Below are 16,900 nucleotides of genomic sequence, written 5' to 3'. Positions count from 1 at the left end.
ACAAATGGCAATTTTTAAAGGAACAGGCGTTGCAATCGTAACACCTATGCATGAAGACGGTAAGGTGAATTTTGAGAAACTTGAGGAAATCCTTGAGGATCAGATCGCGAACAGCACAGACGCCATCGTTATCTGTGGAACAACAGGAGAATCTTCTACTCTGACACACGGAGAGCATCTTCAGACAATTAAGTTCACAATTGATAAAGTTAACAAACGTGTGCCTGTTATCGCAGGAACAGGTTCCAATTGTACAGAGACAGCGATCATGATGTCCAAGGAAGCAGCTTCCTATGGCGCAGACGCTCTTCTTATTGTAACACCTTACTATAACAAGGCTACACAGAAGGGTCTTATCGCTCATTACACAGCAATTGCCAATGCAGTTCCGGAAACTCCGCTCATCATGTACAACGTACCGAGCCGTACAGGCTGCAACATCCAGCCGGCTACAGCAGCTTACCTTGCAAAGAATGTAAAGAACATTGTCGGAATCAAGGAAGCAACAGGAGATCTTTCCCAGATCGCCAAGATGATGTCTCTGGCAGACGGACAGCTTGAGCTTTACTCCGGAAATGATGATCAGGTACTTCCGATTCTTTCTCTTGGCGGACTTGGAGTTATTTCCGTACTTTCCAACGTTGCACCGAAGTTTACACATGACATGGTCATGAAATATTTCGACGGCGACACCAAGGGAGCAACAGAGGATCAGCTGAAAGCTCTTCCGCTGATCAATGCGCTGTTCAGCGAGGTAAATCCGATTCCTGTTAAGACAGCTATGAACCTTATGGGAATGAACGTAGGGCCGCTTCGTATGCCGCTCTGCGAGATGGAAGAGGACACAAAGGCAGCTCTTGCAAAAGAGATCGAGAAATTCGGCCTTAAGCTTGCTAAGTGATCTGACTGTAAGCGAAAGGTAAAGGAGAATATACTATGGTAAAAATCATCATGCACGGCTGCAACGGACATATGGGCCAGGTCATCAGCGGCATTGTGGAGAAAGATCCGGATGCTGAGATCGTAGCAGGTATTGATATTGCAGATCAGGGAAAAAACAGCTATCCGGTATTTACCGATATTGACGCATGTCAGGTAGAGGCAGATGCAATCATTGATTTTTCTTCCGCAAAGGCAACAGACAAGCTTCTTGAGTACAGCGCGGCACGCCAGATCCCGGTTGTTCTGTGCAGTACCGGCTTAAGCCAGGAGCAGCTTGCAAAAGTGGAAGAAACATCCCGAAAGGTAGCAGTGCTGAAATCCGCAAACATGTCTCTTGGCATCAACACACTTCTGAAGCTGGTTCAGGACGCAGCTAAGGTTCTTGCAGCTGCAGGCTTTGATATGGAGATCGTAGAGAAGCATCACCGCCTGAAATTAGACGCACCAAGTGGTACTGCACTTGCGCTGGCAGACAGCATTAATGAAGCTATGGATAATCAGTATCATTATGTATATGACCGCAGCCAGAAACGTGAAAAACGCGATGATAAGGAGATCGGTATCTCCGCAGTTCGCGGCGGAACTATCGTAGGTGAGCATGAGATAATTTTTGCAGGTCAGGACGAAGTGATCGAGTTCAAGCATACTGCATATTCCAAGGCTATTTTTGGAAAAGGTGCTGTAGAAGCAGCCAAATTCCTTGCAGGCAAACCGGCAGGACGTTATGATATGAGTGACGTGATCGGCTGATCCTGACAGATTGAGCCGCAACAGAATAAAATTACAGGTAATACAGACGGGGTTCGTGTAAGATCGGACCCCGTCTTTTTTTGATGAAATTGCGGTTTTTGAAATTTTTCCCAGAATAGGATAGCGGAAAAAGTGCCATATTAGGAATACAGAATTTTTTAGAAAAAGGAGAAGATCATATGAAAAAATGGAAGGCGATTCTTTTTGGTACTTTGCTTACCCTGTCTCTGTGTACATTTACAGCCTGCGGCACAGAGGTAAACAATGCGGATGAAACAGTGGATGAAAAAGATAAAAACACGAAGGATAAGGAAAAAGATACAAACGAAAATACTGCCGTAGAAGATGAAACTATGGAAGAAAAAGCAGACAATGACGGTGTGAAGGACAATGGAGAGAGCATTAAGGATTCCGGCACGGATAACAATGAGATGTCCGATGGAAATATTACCGTGACGCCTGCAGGAAATGGAAATAACGGGACAGCAGCACCCGGAGCTGCGGATGCTGACAGAAACGAAAATGACGGAACTGTATCCGGTGAGCTGGGTGACAGTGTAAAGGACCTTGGCGACGGTGTAGGTAATGCAGTGGATGATATCGGAAACGCAGTGGGAAATGCGGTAGAAGGAAGATAACAGATATTTTACCACAGCATTGCATAAAACTGTTTCAGATGCTATTATCAGTGCATGGAAAGAAAATGGAGGACAGGATTATGAAATTCAGACCATGCATTGATATACATAACGGAAAAGTAAAACAGATCGTAGGAGGAAGCCTGAAGGATCAGGGGGATCAGGCGGCAGAAAATTTTGTGTCAGAGCAGGATGCGGCATTCTATGCAGAGCTTTATAAGAAGGCAGGATTAAAGGGCGGTCATGTGATCCTTCTGAACGGAAAGGATTCCCCGAACTATGAAGCGACGAAAGCCCAGGCACTTCAGGCTCTGGGAAAATATCCCGGAGGGCTTCAGATCGGAGGCGGCATCTGCCCGGAGAATGCGGCAGAATATCTGGAGGCTGGCGCCAGCCACGTGATCGTAACCTCCTATGTGTTTAAAAACGGAGTGATCTCCTGGGAAAATCTGGAGAAGATCCGTGATGCTGCAGGGAAAGGACATCTTGTACTTGACCTGAGCTGCCGCAAAAAAGATGGCAAATATTATATTGTCACAGACCGATGGCAGAAATTTACAGAAGAGATCGTGACACCGGAGCTGATGGAAAGGCTTGGAAGCTTCTGCGACGAATTTCTGGTCCATGCAGTGGATGTGGAAGGAAAGGCCCGAGGTGTGGAAACAGAGCTTGCAAAGCTTCTGGGACAATATACAGCCCATCCGGTGACCTATGCAGGCGGTGTGGGTTCTATGGCAGATATTGAAGAGCTTCGAAAAGCAGGTCAGGGCAGACTGGATGTGACTGTTGGCAGTGCTTTGGATATTTTTGGCGGAAGTATACCCTTTGAAGCTCTGGCTAAAATGAAATAGTATATACAAATAGTGAAGCAGATGCTTTTGTCCCATCAATCTTCTGGCACTGGTGTGCAGATATACATTTGTAATGAATTAATTAGATGAAATACTCTAATAGTTGCGCATTCACGACAAAAAAAACATTTTGAGGGAATATATCGAATAAATTTGGAAAAAATTTATGAAATTTTTGAAAAGTGATGTTAAAATTCAATTTAATATGTTATAATAGCAACATAAAACAGCAAAGGGGATGGAAGTCATGAAATTTATTATTAGTGGAAAGAATATAGCAGTAACCGAAGGACTTAAAACAGCTGTTGAGGACAAGCTTGGTAAACTTGAAAGGTATTTCACTCCTGAAACTGAGATTTCAGTAACCTTAAGCGTTGAGAAGGATCGCCAGAAGATCGAGGTAACGATCCCTGTGAAAGGTAACATTATCCGTTCCGAGCAGGTAAGCAATGATATGTATGTATCCATCGATCTGGTTGAAGAGGTAATTGAGCGTCAGCTTCGTAAATACAAGAACAAGATCGTTGACAAGCAGCAGGAATCCACAAACTTCCAGAAGGCATACCTTGATAAGGATTATGAAGAGGATGAGGAAGTTAAGATCATTCGTACCAAGAAATTCGGGATCAAACCAATGTATCCGGAAGATGCATGCGTACAGATGGAGCTTCTCGGACATAATTTCTTTGTATTCTTTAATGCTGAGACAGAGCAGGTTAACGTAGTTTATAAACGTAAAGGAAATACTTACGGACTGATCGAACCAGAGTTCTGATAGGGGATTTTATTATCACAACTGAATATTGAATGGAAGGCTCCGGGAATCTGTGTGAGAAATCGGCAGGTTTCCGGAGCCTTTTATGTCACAGCAAAATCAGGCTTCTTTTCTGTTGCAAGCAATAGGGGAGAATTATATAATGAAGACATATGCGAAAGGAGGAAGGAAAAATGAAAAAGAAGCTTCCTGTGGTGATCTTAAGTGTAGCTCTTGGTATGACCATGATACCGGCTACCTGTATGGCAGCGGAATTTAACAGTGGTGACACCATAAAAGAACAGACTGTGGAGGACCTGGAACTGAGTTCCGGAGAAAACAATACAAAGGATTCACAAAAGTCAGAAATACAATGGACAGGATTTAAATGGGACAGCTATTCCCAGGCAGAGATAACGCTTACGTCAGCCGTTAACGGCGTCTGCTATTATAAATGGGCAGAGCGGGGGGAAGACGGAAATCCCCAGGTGCCTCAGATCGAGACCGGAAATACCGTGAATGATGAGGTTTTGATCAGTGAGGATGAAGAGTTCGGGATCACACTTGCAGACCTGGATACAGACCAGGCAGTTGATCTGTATATCCAGATTGAGGATGAGAATGGGAAATTAAGTGATCTGAAGCGGATGGAGCTGGATCAGGACAGCCGCCCGGCGAAAAAAACAGATTCTGAGAAAAAACATAAAGCATCCAAACCAAAGGCAGAGGACAGTACGGTAGAGGGGCTGGATTCTCCTCTGGAATTCTACCCGGATACATTTTATGATTTTAAGGTTATCGGTGCCGGTACCGATAATGAGGATCCGGAAAACGGAGACATTAAGTGGGTGCCTGTTTACTGGAGCACATCTGCGAATCCGAATTCCAACCGGATCCGAAGCACCTGGAAGATCGGTTCCAAGGAAGGAATCGACCAGGAGGGAACTTTTAATCTGTATGTTTTCTTCCGCAAATATACCTGCAAGGATTCCAAATGGCAGTCTACGGATAAGATACAGTCTGTACAGTACAAGTTTCAGTCAGCCCCACTTTCTGAAAAATAATACTGTGTGGAGTGCGAATATCTCCTTGACATAACAAATATGTAACTCACGGAGAAAAGGAGGAAGGTAAATGAAGAAAAAAGTTCTGGCACTTTTTTTAAGTGCTGCACTTTGTGTGACGGTGCTTCCGGCAACCGGTATGGCTGCAGAGTTTGGCAGCGGTGATGCAGAAATCACAGAAAATGCTGCGGACAGCCAGGAAGTGTTTTCCGCAGAGGAAACTACAGAGTCTATGGGAGAGACTGAGCAGCCTGCAGAAGACAGTGAGGATATTTCTGAGGAAATGGTGGATAACTCTTCCGATGCAACCATGGAAGATGTGGAAAACGCAGAAAATGCGGAGAACAGCGAGGATGCTTTCGGCGGAGCTGAGGAAGGAGTTTCAGAAGAGATCTCCAGTGAGGATGATCCGGAAGTATTATTGACAGAACTGATACCTGAAGAAGCAGGAGACAGTATGGAAGAAGAAAACGCAGAAGCTATGTCATCGTCAGATCCGGAGCTGACAGTGACACCGACAGCGGGTCCGGAACCGACAGTGACACCGATAACGGATCCGGAACCGACAGTGACACCGACAGCGGATCCTGAACTGACAGTGACACCAACACCGGTGCCAAAAATAAACGTAAAATGGACCGGAGAAAAATGGGTAAGCCGCAATTCTGTAAATGTGACACTTAAAGTTGATGCAAACGGAGCCTGCTACTATAAAGCTGTAGCGAGAAAAAAGGACGGAACTTCTGATGTTCCGAGGGTCGATACGGGAAACTCTCGTGTGGCGGTTACTGCAAACAGAAGCTTTGTGATATATCTTAAGAATCTGGATACAGAGAAAGAATTTGATCTGTATCTTAAGGTATTGGGTTCAGACGGAAGAACCAGCAACCTGAAAAAATTAAAGTTGAATTACAGGGGAACCCGCCCGAAATATGATGTGACGCCGACACCGACCTATATACCTTCTATACCAGATGTCAAAGATAGTTTTGTAAGAGGGTTGGATTTTCCGCTGAAATTTACTCCGAATAAATATTATAATTTTACTGTGACCGGTGCGGGAACTACGAATACAAATCCCGGGCCCGGAGATGTGAAGTGGGTGCCGGTTTACTGGAGTACTTCACCAAATCCAACCGATAACAGGAAGAATACTACATGGCGGATCGGATCTGCCAAAGGAATAAACAAAGCCGCAACTTATAACATGTATATCTTTTTCCAGAAGTATGTTTATCAGAAATCTGAATGGAAAAAGACTGATGAAGTACAGTCAGCCGTATACCAGTTCCGTTCCGCGGCCCTTACAACGGTAAAGCTTACCACGCCCGGATTATCCGGCACTTCCAACAGCCCTGCCGGCATCGTCTTCAAATGGAAAAAAGCTGCAAATGCTTCCGGCTATAAGATTTATCGAAGGACCGGAAACAGCAGCAAGTGGGTCAATATCGCTACCGTAAGCGGAAGCAATACGCTGGTCTATACAGACGGATCAGTAAAATCAGGAACCATGTATACCTATACAGTCCGCGCATACAAGGGTTCTGCTTTAAGTGCTTATAACAAAAACGGCAGCCGGATCGTCCGTCTGACAGCTCCGGTGCAGTACAAACCGTCCAGCAAGGCTTCCGGGAAGCTGACTGTCCGCTGGAAAAAAGCAGCTGGTGCTTCCGGCTATCAGATCCAGTATGCGGCATCAAGGTCCATGAGAGGGTCCAGGACAGTGTCCGCCAGTGCACTGACCCGAACACTTTCCGGTTTGAAAAAGGGAAGCACTTATTATGTTCGTATCCGTGCATACAAAAAAGTGAGCGGAAAGACATATTACGGTGCCTGGAGCAGTGTGAAAAATGTAAAAGTAAGAAAATAAGATCTGTAATATCCCGCGGGATCCTCGAAAACAGGATCCTATGCGGGATATTTTCTGTTGTTCCTGACATGATTTGTTAAATAATTGTTCATTGTTTTTATAACAGGAAAGTGGTAGAATATATACCATATGTGATCCAGTATAACGGATATCAACAGAGAACTGGAATGATCCAAAATTGGACAGATCAGAGACAGCAGTCTTATTCGAATAAAATGATTGGAGCAGAAACATGAATGTTTTTTCAAAAGTATTTGGAACCCGCAGCCAGCGTGAGGTAAAACGTATCATGCCGCTGGTTGAAAAAACCGAAAGCTATCAGTCTCAGATGCAGCAGCTTACGGATGAGCAGTTACGAGACAAAACAAGAGAATATAAGAAACGTCTTGCAGAAGGTGCAACACTGGATGATCTTCTTCCGGAGGCATTTGCCACCGTACGTGAGGCAGCCAAGCGTGTACTTGGAATGGAGCATTACCGTGTACAGATCATCGGTGGTATCATCCTTCACCAGGGCCGTATCGCCGAGATGAAAACAGGTGAAGGTAAAACTCTTGTTTCCACACTTCCTGCATATCTGAATGCCCTTGAGGGAAAAGGTGTCCACATCGTAACCGTCAACGACTACTTGGCAAAACGAGATGCTGAGTGGATGGGTAAGGTTCACGAGTTCCTTGGCCTGACTGTAGGCGTGGTACTTAACGACATGAAGCCGGAAGAGCGTCGTGCGGCATACGGATGTGACATCACATACGTAACAAACAATGAACTTGGATTTGATTATCTTCGTGACAATATGGTCATCTATAAAGAACAGCTTGTTCAGAGAGATCTTCACTACTGTATCATCGATGAGATCGACTCTGTTCTGATCGATGAGGCACGTACACCTCTGATCATTTCCGGACAGAGCGGCAAGTCCACCAAGCTTTATGAGGTGTGCGATATCCTTGCACAGCAGCTGGAGCGTGGTGAGGCCAGCCATGAGATGACCAAGATGGCAGCCATCATGGGTGAGGAGGTTATCGAGACCGGTGACTTCGTTGTAAATGAGAAAGATAAGATCGTCAACCTTACCGAGCAGGGTATCAAGAAGGTTGAGAAATTCTTTAATATCGAGAACCTGGCAGATCCGGAAAACCTGGAGATCCAGCACAACATCATCCTTGCACTTCGTGCACATAATCTGATGCACAAGGATCAGGATTATGTTGTAAAAGATGACGAGATCCTGATCGTTGATGAGTTTACCGGTCGTATCATGCCGGGCCGTCGTTACTCCGATGGTCTTCATCAGGCGATCGAGGCGAAAGAGCATGTGAAGGTTAAGAGAGAGAGCAAGACTCTCGCAACCATTACCTTCCAGAACTTTTTCAACAAATATGATAAAAAAGGCGGTATGACAGGTACAGCCCTTACCGAAGAAAAAGAGTTCCGTGATATTTACGGCATGGACGTTGTAGAGATCCCGACCAACCGTGTAGTACAGCGTAAAGACCTTGATGATGCTGTTTACATGACAAAGAAAGAGAAATTCAACGCCGTTGTAGAGGCAGTTAAGGAAGCTCACGCAAAACATCAGCCGGTACTGGTTGGTACGATCACCATCGAGACTTCCGAGCTTCTCAGCAGAATGCTGAAGAGAGAGGGAATCCCCCACAATGTATTGAATGCCAAGTTCCATGAGCTTGAGGCTGAGATCGTAGCTCAGGCAGGACAGGCAGATGCCGTTACCATCGCGACCAACATGGCAGGCCGTGGTACCGATATCAAGCTTGACGATGTGGCAAGAGAGGCCGGCGGTCTGAAGATCATCGGTACCGAGCGTCATGAGTCAAGACGTATCGATAACCAGCTCCGTGGACGTTCCGGACGACAGGGAGATCCGGGTGAATCCCGTTTCTACATTTCCCTTGAGGATGACCTGATGCGTCTGTTCGGTTCCGAGAGACTGATGAAGGTGTTCACATCCCTTGGTGTTGAGGAGAATGAGCAGATCGAGCACAAGATGCTTTCCAATGCCATCGAGAAAGCCCAGGAGAAGATCGAGTTCAACAACTTCGGTATCCGTAAAAATCTTCTCGACTATGACCAGGTTAACAATGAGCAGAGAGAGATCATCTATGAGGAGCGTCGCCAGGTACTTGACGGTGAGAATATGCGTGATGCCATCTACAAGATGATCACAGATATCGTAGACAGCATGACAGACATGTGCTTTTCCGATGACATGGATTCTTCTGAGTGGGATCTTAATGAGTTCAACACTGCGATCACTCCGATCATCCCGATTCACCCGCTGACCGCAGAGAAGGTAAAAGGCCATAAGAAAGATGAGATCAAGCATATTGTGAAGGAAGAGGCTGTGAAGCTTTATGAAGCGAAGGAGGCTGAGTTCCCGGAACCGGAACAGCTTCGTGAGCTTGAGCGAGTTGTCCTTCTGAAATGCATCGACAGCAAATGGATGGATCACATCGATGATATGGAAATGCTCCGTCAGGGTATCGGTCTGATGGCATACGGCCAGAGAGATCCGGTTGTTGAGTACAAGATGAACGCATTCGAGATGTTTAACAGCATGATCAGCTCCATTCAGGAAGACACTGTACGTATGCTGTATCATGTTCATGTGGAGCAGAAGATCGAGCGTGAGCAGGTTGCTAAGGTAACCGGCACAAACAAAGATGACAGCGCAGGCCCGAAGAAACCGGTTCAGCGAAAAGAAGATAAAGTATACCCGAATGATCCGTGCCCATGCGGAAGCGGCAAGAAATACAAACAGTGCTGCGGACGTAAGGCTGCCAAGATCTGAGAAGGAAGATAAAAATAGTCTCACCCGGATGATGTGGTGGGGCTATTTTTTCTGGGATTTCTGTTACATAGGAACAGAGTACAGCGAATATTAAATAATAGTCATATAGACTTGTCTGATTTTTTATATGCTGCGTTGTCGTCAATCGCCGTAGCCACCGCTACGCTTCATTCTCCCGCCCTGCATATGAGAAAGTCATCCTGCGTCAATAGAGCAGATACTTAATTTTCGCTGTAAGAGAAGGGACATGATAATATGGCAATTATAAAAACTGCAATTCTTCAGACACATGTATATACTGATAAATTTCGCAATATCACCCAGGCAGCAGAACTTCTTGCCAGCCCGGAGCTTCAGGGGATCGATCTGGCAGTCCTGCCCGAAATGTTCTGCTGCCCCTACGAAAATAAATACTTTCCGGAATATGCCGAAATTGAGGGCGGAGATACCTGGGAAAAATGCTCCAGGCTGGCAGCGGAATACGGAATTTATCTCGTAGCAGGAAGTATGCCGGAGAGAGATGAAGCCGGCAATATTTATAACACTTCCTATGTCTTTGACAGAAATGGTCATCAGATCGGTAAGCACCGGAAGATGCATCTTTTTGACATTGATGTAAAAGGCGGTCAGTATTTTAAAGAATCCGATACCCTGACACCGGGAGACCAGGTGACGGTTTTTGATACAGAATTTGGTAAAATGGGCCTTTGCATCTGCTACGACTTCCGTTTTCCGGAGCTTGCCAGGCTGATGGTGGACGAAGGTGCCCAGGTGATCATCGCGCCGGCTGCTTTTAACATGACAACAGGGCCCCTTCACTGGGAGCTGATGTTCCGCCAGAGAGCCGTGGATAACCAGGTATACACCATCGGAGCTGCCCCCGCCAGAGACCTGAACGCCGGGTATCATTCCTGGGGCCACTCCATTGCCGCAGACCCCTGGGGAAAAGTCCTCATGGAGATGGAAGAGAAGCCGGCTGTGAAGGTTGTGGAACTGGATCTGGACGAGGTAAAAAAAGTCCGGGAGCAGCTGCCGCTTCTGAAGCACAGGAGAGGGGATATTTACGCCCTGACCACGTTTTCGTTGTAATTTCCATGCCCATATGGTATTGTATAAGACAGACAGGAAATCCTGTATCAATATATAGAAAGAAGGTGAAGCTGTGGTTGAGTTAGATCAGTTCAAGAGTATTCTTGCAACATACACAGAGCCATTAGTGGAAGTGAGGGATTCACTTTGACCTCGCTAACAAAGAGCAGAAGGTCGAAGAATTAGAGCGCGAGATGGAAGCGCCTGATTTCTGGGATAATGCGGAAGCATCCCAGATGAAGATGAAACAGTTAAAGAGTCTCAAGGACGATATTGAGACATACCATAATCTGGAAACGCAGATGGAAGATATGGAAACCATGATCGAGATGGGATATGAGGAGAATGATCCTGAGATCGTCCCTGAGATCCAGGAAATGCTGGACGAGTTCCAGGCAAGCTTTGACAGCATCCGTGTGAAGACACTCCTTTCCGGAGAGTACGACGGAGAGAACGCCATCATCAAGCTGAACGCAGGAGCCGGCGGAACAGAGGCCTGCGACTGGTGCGGAATGCTTTATCGTATGTACAGCAGATGGGCGGAGAAGAAAGGCTTTGCGCTGGAGGTCCTGGATTACCTTGACGGTGATGAGGCCGGTGTGAAATCCGTAACCTTCCAGGTGAACGGAGAGAACGCCTACGGTTATCTGAAATCCGAGAAGGGTGTTCATCGTCTTGTACGTATTTCTCCGTTTAATGCAGCAGGAAAGAGACAGACCTCTTTTGTATCCTGCGATGTTATGCCGGATATCAAGAAGGATCTGGATGTTGAGATCAATGATGACGATATCCGTATCGATACCTACCGAAGCAGTGGTGCCGGTGGACAGCATATCAACAAGACATCCTCTGCGATCCGTATCACACATTTCCCGACAGGAATCGTGGTACAGTGCCAGAATGAACGTTCTCAGCACATGAACAAGGATAAGGCTATGCAGATGCTGAAGGCCAAGCTGTATCTGCTGAAACAGCAGGAAGCTGAGGAGAAGCTTTCCGGCATTCGAGGCGAAGTGACAGATATCGGCTGGGGAAACCAGATCCGTTCCTATGTCCTGCAGCCATACACCATGGTAAAAGACCATAGAACCAATGAAGAAACCGGTAATGTTGACGCAGTTCTGGACGGTGGTATTGACATTTTTATCAATGCATACCTGAAATGGATCGCGCTGGCGAAAAAGAAAGAATAACATTACTGTCACGGAACCCCATAAAGACAGAGAAAAGGACTCCGCAGGCAAAAAAGCGCTTGTGGAGTTTCTTTTATTATGATAATATATCTCTTGTACAAAAACAGTTGTCTTTATGAAACGGACAGAAGGCTGCTGGCCACAATGTGAACAGCAGTCAGAGAGGTTGCTATGCAGAAACAGGTTGAAAAGAAAAAATACTATGTAGTAAGAGAACGGGCAGTGCCGGAGGTACTTCTCAAGGTGGTTGAGGCCAAGAGACTGCTGGAATCCAAACGGGTGGCTACTGTTCAGGAAGCTGCTGAAAGGACCGGGATCAGCCGCAGTTCTTTTTACAAATATAAGGACGATATTTTTCCTTTCCACGAGGAGACCAAGGGAAAGACCATCACCTTTATCATTCAGATGGACGATGAGCCGGGGCTTTTATCAATGGTGCTGCAGACGATTGCCCGTTTTCACGGTAATATCCTGACCATACATCAGAGTATTCCCATTAACGGAGTCGCAACGCTGACGCTGAGCGTTGACATCCTTCCGGGAGAAGGCGACGCAGAGGCTATGGTGGAGAATATTGAGCAGAGAGACGGTATACACTATTTGAAAATTTTAGGCAGGGAGTAAGCATATGATAAACATAGCAGTATTAGGCTACGGTACAGTAGGAAGCGGAGTTGTTGAAGTCATCAACACCAATCATGAGAGCATTAACAAGAGAGCTGGAGATGAGATTAACATCAAGTACGTTCTTGATTTAAGAGATTTTCCGGGAGATCCGGTTGAGAAAGTTCTGGTTCATGATTATGAAGTGATCGTAAACGATCCGGAGGTAGATATTGTTGTTGAGGTTATGGGCGGGATCGAGCCGGCTTATACCTTTGTAAAAAGAGCGCTTCAGGCAGGAAAGAGCGTAAGCACATCCAATAAGGCTCTGGTAGCCAAGCATGGTTCCGAGCTCATGGAGATCGCAAAAGAAAAAAATATCAACTTCCTTTTTGAGGCAAGCTGCGGCGGCGGTATCCCGATCATCCGCGCACTGAATTCTTCACTGACAGCAGATGAGATCGATGAGATCACAGGAATCCTTAACGGAACCACCAACTACATGCTTTACAAGATGAGCACAGAGAACTGTGATTTCGATACGGTTCTGAAGGAAGCTCAGGCAAAGGGCTATGCAGAGGCAGATCCGACTGCAGACGTAGGAGGTGCTGACGCATGCCGTAAGATCGCCATCCTTTCTTCACTTGCATACGGAAAATTCCTGAATTACGAGGATATTTATACAGAAGGAATCACAAAGATTACACCGGCAGATATGGAATATGCAAAAGAGCTTGGCATGACTATCAAGCTTCTTGCCACAAGCCGCAGGATCGGAGATTCTTTCTATGCAATGGTAGCGCCGTTCCTGGTAGGCCAGAGTAGCCCGCTTTACAGTGTAAATGATGTGTTTAATGCAGTATTTGTGCACGGAAATGTTCTTGGAGATGCCATGTTCTACGGAAGCGGAGCAGGTAAGCTTCCGACTGCAAGTGCAGTAGTTGCAGATGTTGTGGATGAAGCAAAGCATCTCCACAGAAATATCATGACAAACTGGAGCAGCTATGCCCTGAAGCTTATGGATATGGATGAAGTTGAGGGACGTTTCTTTGTACGTGTGTCTGATACTACTATGGATGAAGTGGAAAAAGCTTTTGGTGATGTACAGACCATCGAGCCGGATGACCTTCCGGACGAATTCGGATTTATCACACCGGTGATGAAGCAGGCTGAATATTATGAGAAGATCAGCAAGCTCACCGGAAAAGTACTGGCAATGATCCGTGTAAAGGATTGATGCCGAAGGGAAGAAAAGAACATGTTGATTGTAAAAAAATTCGGTGGTACTTCTGTGGCAAACAAAGAGCGTATCTTTAATGTTGCCAGAAGATGTATCGAAGATTACAAAAAAGGAAACGACGTGGTGATCGTGCTTTCTGCAATGGGTAAGTATACCGATGAGCTGATCACCATGGCAAAGGATATCAATGACAAACCTCCGAAACGTGAGATGGATATGCTTTTTACCATCGGAGAGCAGATGTCAGTGGCACTGATGTCCATGGCTATGGACAGTCTGGGAGTACCGGCTGTTTCTCTGAACGCCTTTCAGGTAGCTATGCACACAACAAGTGCACATGGCAGCGCACGCCTGAAAAAGATCGAGGCGGCACGTATCCGCAGAGAGCTGGATAACCGCAGGATCGTTGTGGTCACAGGCTTCCAGGGCATTGATAAATATAATGACTATACCACACTTGGACGTGGCGGTTCTGATACCACAGCCGTAGCTCTTGCGGCAGCGCTTCATGCAGATGCCTGTGAGATCTATACCGATGTGGACGGTGTTTATACCGCTGACCCGCGTAAGGTTCCGAATGCCCGCAAGCTTAAGGAGATCACTTACGATGAAATGCTGGATCTGGCAACTCTGGGTGCGGGAGTGCTTCATAACCGTTCTGTGGAGATGGCAAAGAAATACGGCGTGCCGCTGGTGGTACGTTCCAGTCTCAACAACAGCGAAGGAACTGTGGTAAAGGAGGAAGTAACAGTGGAGAGAATGCTGATCAGCGGTGTTGCTCTGGATACAGATGCAGTACGTATTGCTGTGATCGGACTTAAAGATTCACCAGGAGTGGCATTTAAGCTTTTTGATACCCTGGCTAAGAAAAATATCAATGTGGATATGATCCTTCAGTCTATCGGCCGTGCCGGAACCAAGGACATTTCCTTTACTGTTGATAAAAATGATCTGGACGATGCAATGGGTGTTCTGGAAGCTAACCAGGCACGCATCGCCTATTCTGAGCTTCATGCGGAGAAAAACATTGCCAAGCTTTCTATTGTAGGAGCAGGTATGATGAGCAATCCGGGTGTTGCTGCAAAAATGTTCGAAAGCCTTTACAATGAGGGTGTGAACATCAATATGATCGCAACATCTGAGATTCGTGTGACGGTTCTCATTAACGAGAAAGATGGCGTACGTGCCATGAATGCGGTACATGATGCGTTTAATCTTGCAGACTAAACAGATGTGAAATATGAGAATATGATATATCTGAAGTAAAAAATGACGGGGCGGAGGCTTGGATGAGTCTCCGCCTTCTATAACGAAGGGATACAGAATTATGAGAAAAAATCTGAAGGGTTGTAAGAAGCTGGCAGGGGAAACTCTGGCCGGCAATTTTACGGTCCCTGTGATCGGGAGTATTGCGGTTGCGGCGATGAGCGCAGTTTCAAGCTATATTTCTACAGCACTTTTTCCGGGAGATTCCCTGTATGCGATCATTGGAGGAGAGGTATTCAGCTTTGTCCTTTCTCTGGTGATCTGTATTTTTTCCGCAGGACTTTACCGGATCTATCTGAATATTTCCAGAAGGGAAGCCTACTCTTTCGGAGACCTTCTGTACTTTTTCAGCCATCAGCCGGATCATGTGATCGTGGCATCCTTTGTGCTGGCATTGATCAATCTGGTGACATCACTTCCACTGGCGTGGTTTTCTTTTACAAGCAATATGGGAAATACAACGGAGGAGCAGATGAACTGGGCAGTAACTTACATGCTGCTCACACTTCTCGGGTTCGCGCTGAACCTGCTGGCAGCTATGCCGTTCACCATGAGCTATTACATCCTGTCCGATAATTCGGACATAAAAGGAGTGCAGGCACTGAAAGCCAGTGCAAAGCTTATGAAGGGACATTACTGGGAATATATGAAAATGCTCTTAAGTTTTGTTCCGTGGATCATTTTTTCCATATTTACATTGTATCTGGCACTGATCTGGCTGGTGCCTTATATAGAAACCTGTATGGCAGTTTTCTATCGGAATATTTCCGGAGAGTTTGATGAACCTCCGGTGGATTCTTATCCCCCGGTAACTCCGATCCCGCAGTTCCACGATGAAACCGAAGCCTGATCGCCTTCCGGAGGATGTTTTCCCTTTCCGGGAGGATGCATGAAACGCAGGTGATGCCCTTTCCGGGGGGATGCTTGAAACGCAGGTGATGCCCTTTCCGGGGGGATGCTTGAAACGCAGGTGATGCCCTTTCCGGGGGGATGCTTGAAACACAGGTACTTTCCCTTTCAGGGGGACCATTTTGGCATGGGCAGGTACGAGGGGGAAAGCACTCAAAGTTGCGAAGCCCGCTTTTCCCCCTCGAGCTCCCCCTTTCCGGGCACGCAGCTATTGTAGGTTGTAGGAATATGTGAAGATATTGGAGGGGCGATGGATTCTACTACGTTGGCTGTGGAAGGTTGAGCCGATTTATGCTGACGTAAATATATTGGCGAAGCCTGTTCCTGAATAACAGCGATACACCACAATCCAGAGAACAGGCCCGCTACGCAGGCCACTTTCCCATTCAGCCAGAAGCGATAAACAGTGAAGAAGCAATAAACAGTGCCGAAGCAACAATCGGCTCAGCCTGCTACTGTCGGTACAGCAGAATACAGTGCCGAAGCAATAATCGGCTCAGCCTGCTACTGCCAGTGCAGCAGAATACATGGCCGAATCAATAATCGGCTCAGCCTGCTACTGCCAGTGCAGCAGAATACAAGACAGAATCAATAATCGGCTCAGCCTGTCACTGCCAGTACAGCAGAATATAAGGCAGAAGCAATAATCGGCTCAGTCTGTCACTGCCAGTGCAGCAGAATACATGGCCGAATCAATAATCGGCTTAGCCTGCTACTGCCAGTGCAGCAGAATGCAAGGCCGAATCAATAATCGGCTCAGCCTGTCACTGCCGATACAGCAGAATACAGGACTGAGCCGATACACTTACACATTCCACAACGCATCACAGCGGCGTGGCCAGGAGGGGAAGAGCGCGAGAAGGGGAGACGGCCCAATGCCATTTAGTTAGAACATAGTATTCCAAAAGATTGCAATGTA

The 16,900-nt window shown here is 46.4% G+C and carries 14 protein-coding genes; all 14 read left to right on the top strand.

Going from position 1 to position 16,900, the window contains the following annotated elements:
• Positions 1-4: 4 nt before the first annotated feature.
• The 14 genes from dapA (at position 5) to DW694_RS07950 (ending at position 15,922) form a co-directional block, all read left to right on the top strand.
• Complete coding sequence (gene dapA, locus DW694_RS08015; RefSeq protein WP_015526246.1) at positions 5-901, top strand: 4-hydroxy-tetrahydrodipicolinate synthase; 897 nt, start codon at positions 5-7, stop codon at positions 899-901.
• A 35-nt stretch (positions 902-936) separates the two neighbouring features.
• Complete coding sequence (dapB, locus tag DW694_RS08010) at positions 937-1,692, top strand: 4-hydroxy-tetrahydrodipicolinate reductase (protein WP_015526245.1); 756 nt, start codon at positions 937-939, stop codon at positions 1,690-1,692.
• Between the two features lie 179 nt (positions 1,693-1,871).
• The gene (locus tag DW694_RS08005; protein ID WP_118752832.1) at positions 1,872-2,330 is read left to right on the top strand and encodes a hypothetical protein; all 459 of its coding nucleotides are present in this window, start codon (positions 1,872-1,874) and stop codon (positions 2,328-2,330) included.
• A gap of 80 nt (positions 2,331-2,410) precedes the next feature.
• On the top strand, positions 2,411-3,181 hold the full coding sequence (hisA, locus tag DW694_RS08000) for a phosphoribosylformimino-5-aminoimidazole carboxamide ribotide isomerase (protein ID WP_118752831.1): 771 nt from the start codon (positions 2,411-2,413) through the stop codon (positions 3,179-3,181).
• Positions 3,182-3,428: 247 nt separating this feature from the next.
• Entirely contained in the window at positions 3,429-3,956 is a 528-nt protein-coding gene (raiA, locus tag DW694_RS07995; protein WP_015526242.1) for a ribosome-associated translation inhibitor RaiA, read from the top strand.
• Positions 3,957-4,129: 173 nt separating this feature from the next.
• On the top strand, positions 4,130-4,999 hold the full coding sequence (locus tag DW694_RS07990; RefSeq protein ID WP_118752830.1) for a hypothetical protein: 870 nt from the start codon (positions 4,130-4,132) through the stop codon (positions 4,997-4,999).
• Positions 5,000-5,069: 70 nt separating this feature from the next.
• Positions 5,070-6,869: a fibronectin type III domain-containing protein gene (locus DW694_RS07985; RefSeq protein ID WP_118752829.1), complete on the top strand. Its 1,800-nt coding sequence runs from the start codon at positions 5,070-5,072 to the stop codon at positions 6,867-6,869.
• Positions 6,870-7,101: 232 nt separating this feature from the next.
• The gene (gene secA, locus DW694_RS07980; protein WP_021652694.1) at positions 7,102-9,681 is read left to right on the top strand and encodes a preprotein translocase subunit SecA; all 2,580 of its coding nucleotides are present in this window, start codon (positions 7,102-7,104) and stop codon (positions 9,679-9,681) included.
• A gap of 255 nt (positions 9,682-9,936) precedes the next feature.
• Positions 9,937-10,770: a carbon-nitrogen hydrolase family protein gene (locus DW694_RS07975; protein WP_118752828.1), complete on the top strand. Its 834-nt coding sequence runs from the start codon at positions 9,937-9,939 to the stop codon at positions 10,768-10,770.
• 73 nt (positions 10,771-10,843) lie between these two features.
• Positions 10,844-11,963 (top strand): peptide chain release factor 2 gene (prfB, locus tag DW694_RS07970; protein ID WP_110104007.1). Its coding sequence is split into 2 segments (ribosomal slippage): positions 10,844-10,918 and positions 10,920-11,963, totalling 1,119 coding nucleotides; the frame shifts between segments, so codons are not numbered across the junction.
• A 171-nt stretch (positions 11,964-12,134) separates the two neighbouring features.
• Positions 12,135-12,587 carry an ACT domain-containing protein gene (locus DW694_RS07965; protein ID WP_021652696.1) on the top strand — a complete coding sequence of 151 codons (453 nt, stop codon included), beginning with the start codon at positions 12,135-12,137 and terminating at the stop codon, positions 12,585-12,587.
• 4 nt (positions 12,588-12,591) lie between these two features.
• Complete coding sequence (locus DW694_RS07960) at positions 12,592-13,803, top strand: homoserine dehydrogenase (RefSeq protein ID WP_021652697.1); 1,212 nt, start codon at positions 12,592-12,594, stop codon at positions 13,801-13,803.
• Between the two features lie 21 nt (positions 13,804-13,824).
• The gene (locus DW694_RS07955) at positions 13,825-15,033 is read left to right on the top strand and encodes an aspartate kinase (protein ID WP_059086692.1); all 1,209 of its coding nucleotides are present in this window, start codon (positions 13,825-13,827) and stop codon (positions 15,031-15,033) included.
• 100 nt (positions 15,034-15,133) lie between these two features.
• A complete protein-coding gene (locus DW694_RS07950; protein WP_092069774.1) occupies positions 15,134-15,922 on the top strand; it encodes a DUF975 family protein in 789 nt (262 codons plus the stop codon).
• Positions 15,923-16,900 lie beyond the last annotated feature (978 nt).

The organism is Ruminococcus sp. AM26-12LB, assembly GCF_003480785.1.
In the GTDB taxonomy this organism is placed as follows: Bacteria; Bacillota; Clostridia; order Lachnospirales; family Lachnospiraceae; genus Blautia_A; species Blautia_A fusiformis.
This window is presented reverse-complemented; position numbering and strand designations above follow the sequence as displayed.

Bases quoted from the DNA above. Each gene is read 5' to 3' on its own strand.
- dapA (WP_015526246.1), top strand. From the start codon at position 5: ATGGCAATTTTTAAAGGAACAGGCGTTGCAATCGTAACACCTATGCAT.
- dapB (WP_015526245.1), top strand. From the start codon at position 937: ATGGTAAAAATCATCATGCACGGCTGCAACGGACATATGGGCCAGGTC.
- DW694_RS08005 (WP_118752832.1), top strand. From the start codon at position 1,872: ATGAAAAAATGGAAGGCGATTCTTTTTGGTACTTTGCTTACCCTGTCT.
- hisA (WP_118752831.1), top strand. From the start codon at position 2,411: ATGAAATTCAGACCATGCATTGATATACATAACGGAAAAGTAAAACAG.
- raiA (WP_015526242.1), top strand. From the start codon at position 3,429: ATGAAATTTATTATTAGTGGAAAGAATATAGCAGTAACCGAAGGACTT.
- DW694_RS07990 (WP_118752830.1), top strand. From the start codon at position 4,130: ATGAAAAAGAAGCTTCCTGTGGTGATCTTAAGTGTAGCTCTTGGTATG.
- DW694_RS07985 (WP_118752829.1), top strand. From the start codon at position 5,070: ATGAAGAAAAAAGTTCTGGCACTTTTTTTAAGTGCTGCACTTTGTGTG.
- secA (WP_021652694.1), top strand. From the start codon at position 7,102: ATGAATGTTTTTTCAAAAGTATTTGGAACCCGCAGCCAGCGTGAGGTA.
- DW694_RS07975 (WP_118752828.1), top strand. From the start codon at position 9,937: ATGGCAATTATAAAAACTGCAATTCTTCAGACACATGTATATACTGAT.
- DW694_RS07965 (WP_021652696.1), top strand. From the start codon at position 12,135: ATGCAGAAACAGGTTGAAAAGAAAAAATACTATGTAGTAAGAGAACGG.
- DW694_RS07960 (WP_021652697.1), top strand. From the start codon at position 12,592: ATGATAAACATAGCAGTATTAGGCTACGGTACAGTAGGAAGCGGAGTT.
- DW694_RS07955 (WP_059086692.1), top strand. From the start codon at position 13,825: ATGTTGATTGTAAAAAAATTCGGTGGTACTTCTGTGGCAAACAAAGAG.
- DW694_RS07950 (WP_092069774.1), top strand. From the start codon at position 15,134: ATGAGAAAAAATCTGAAGGGTTGTAAGAAGCTGGCAGGGGAAACTCTG.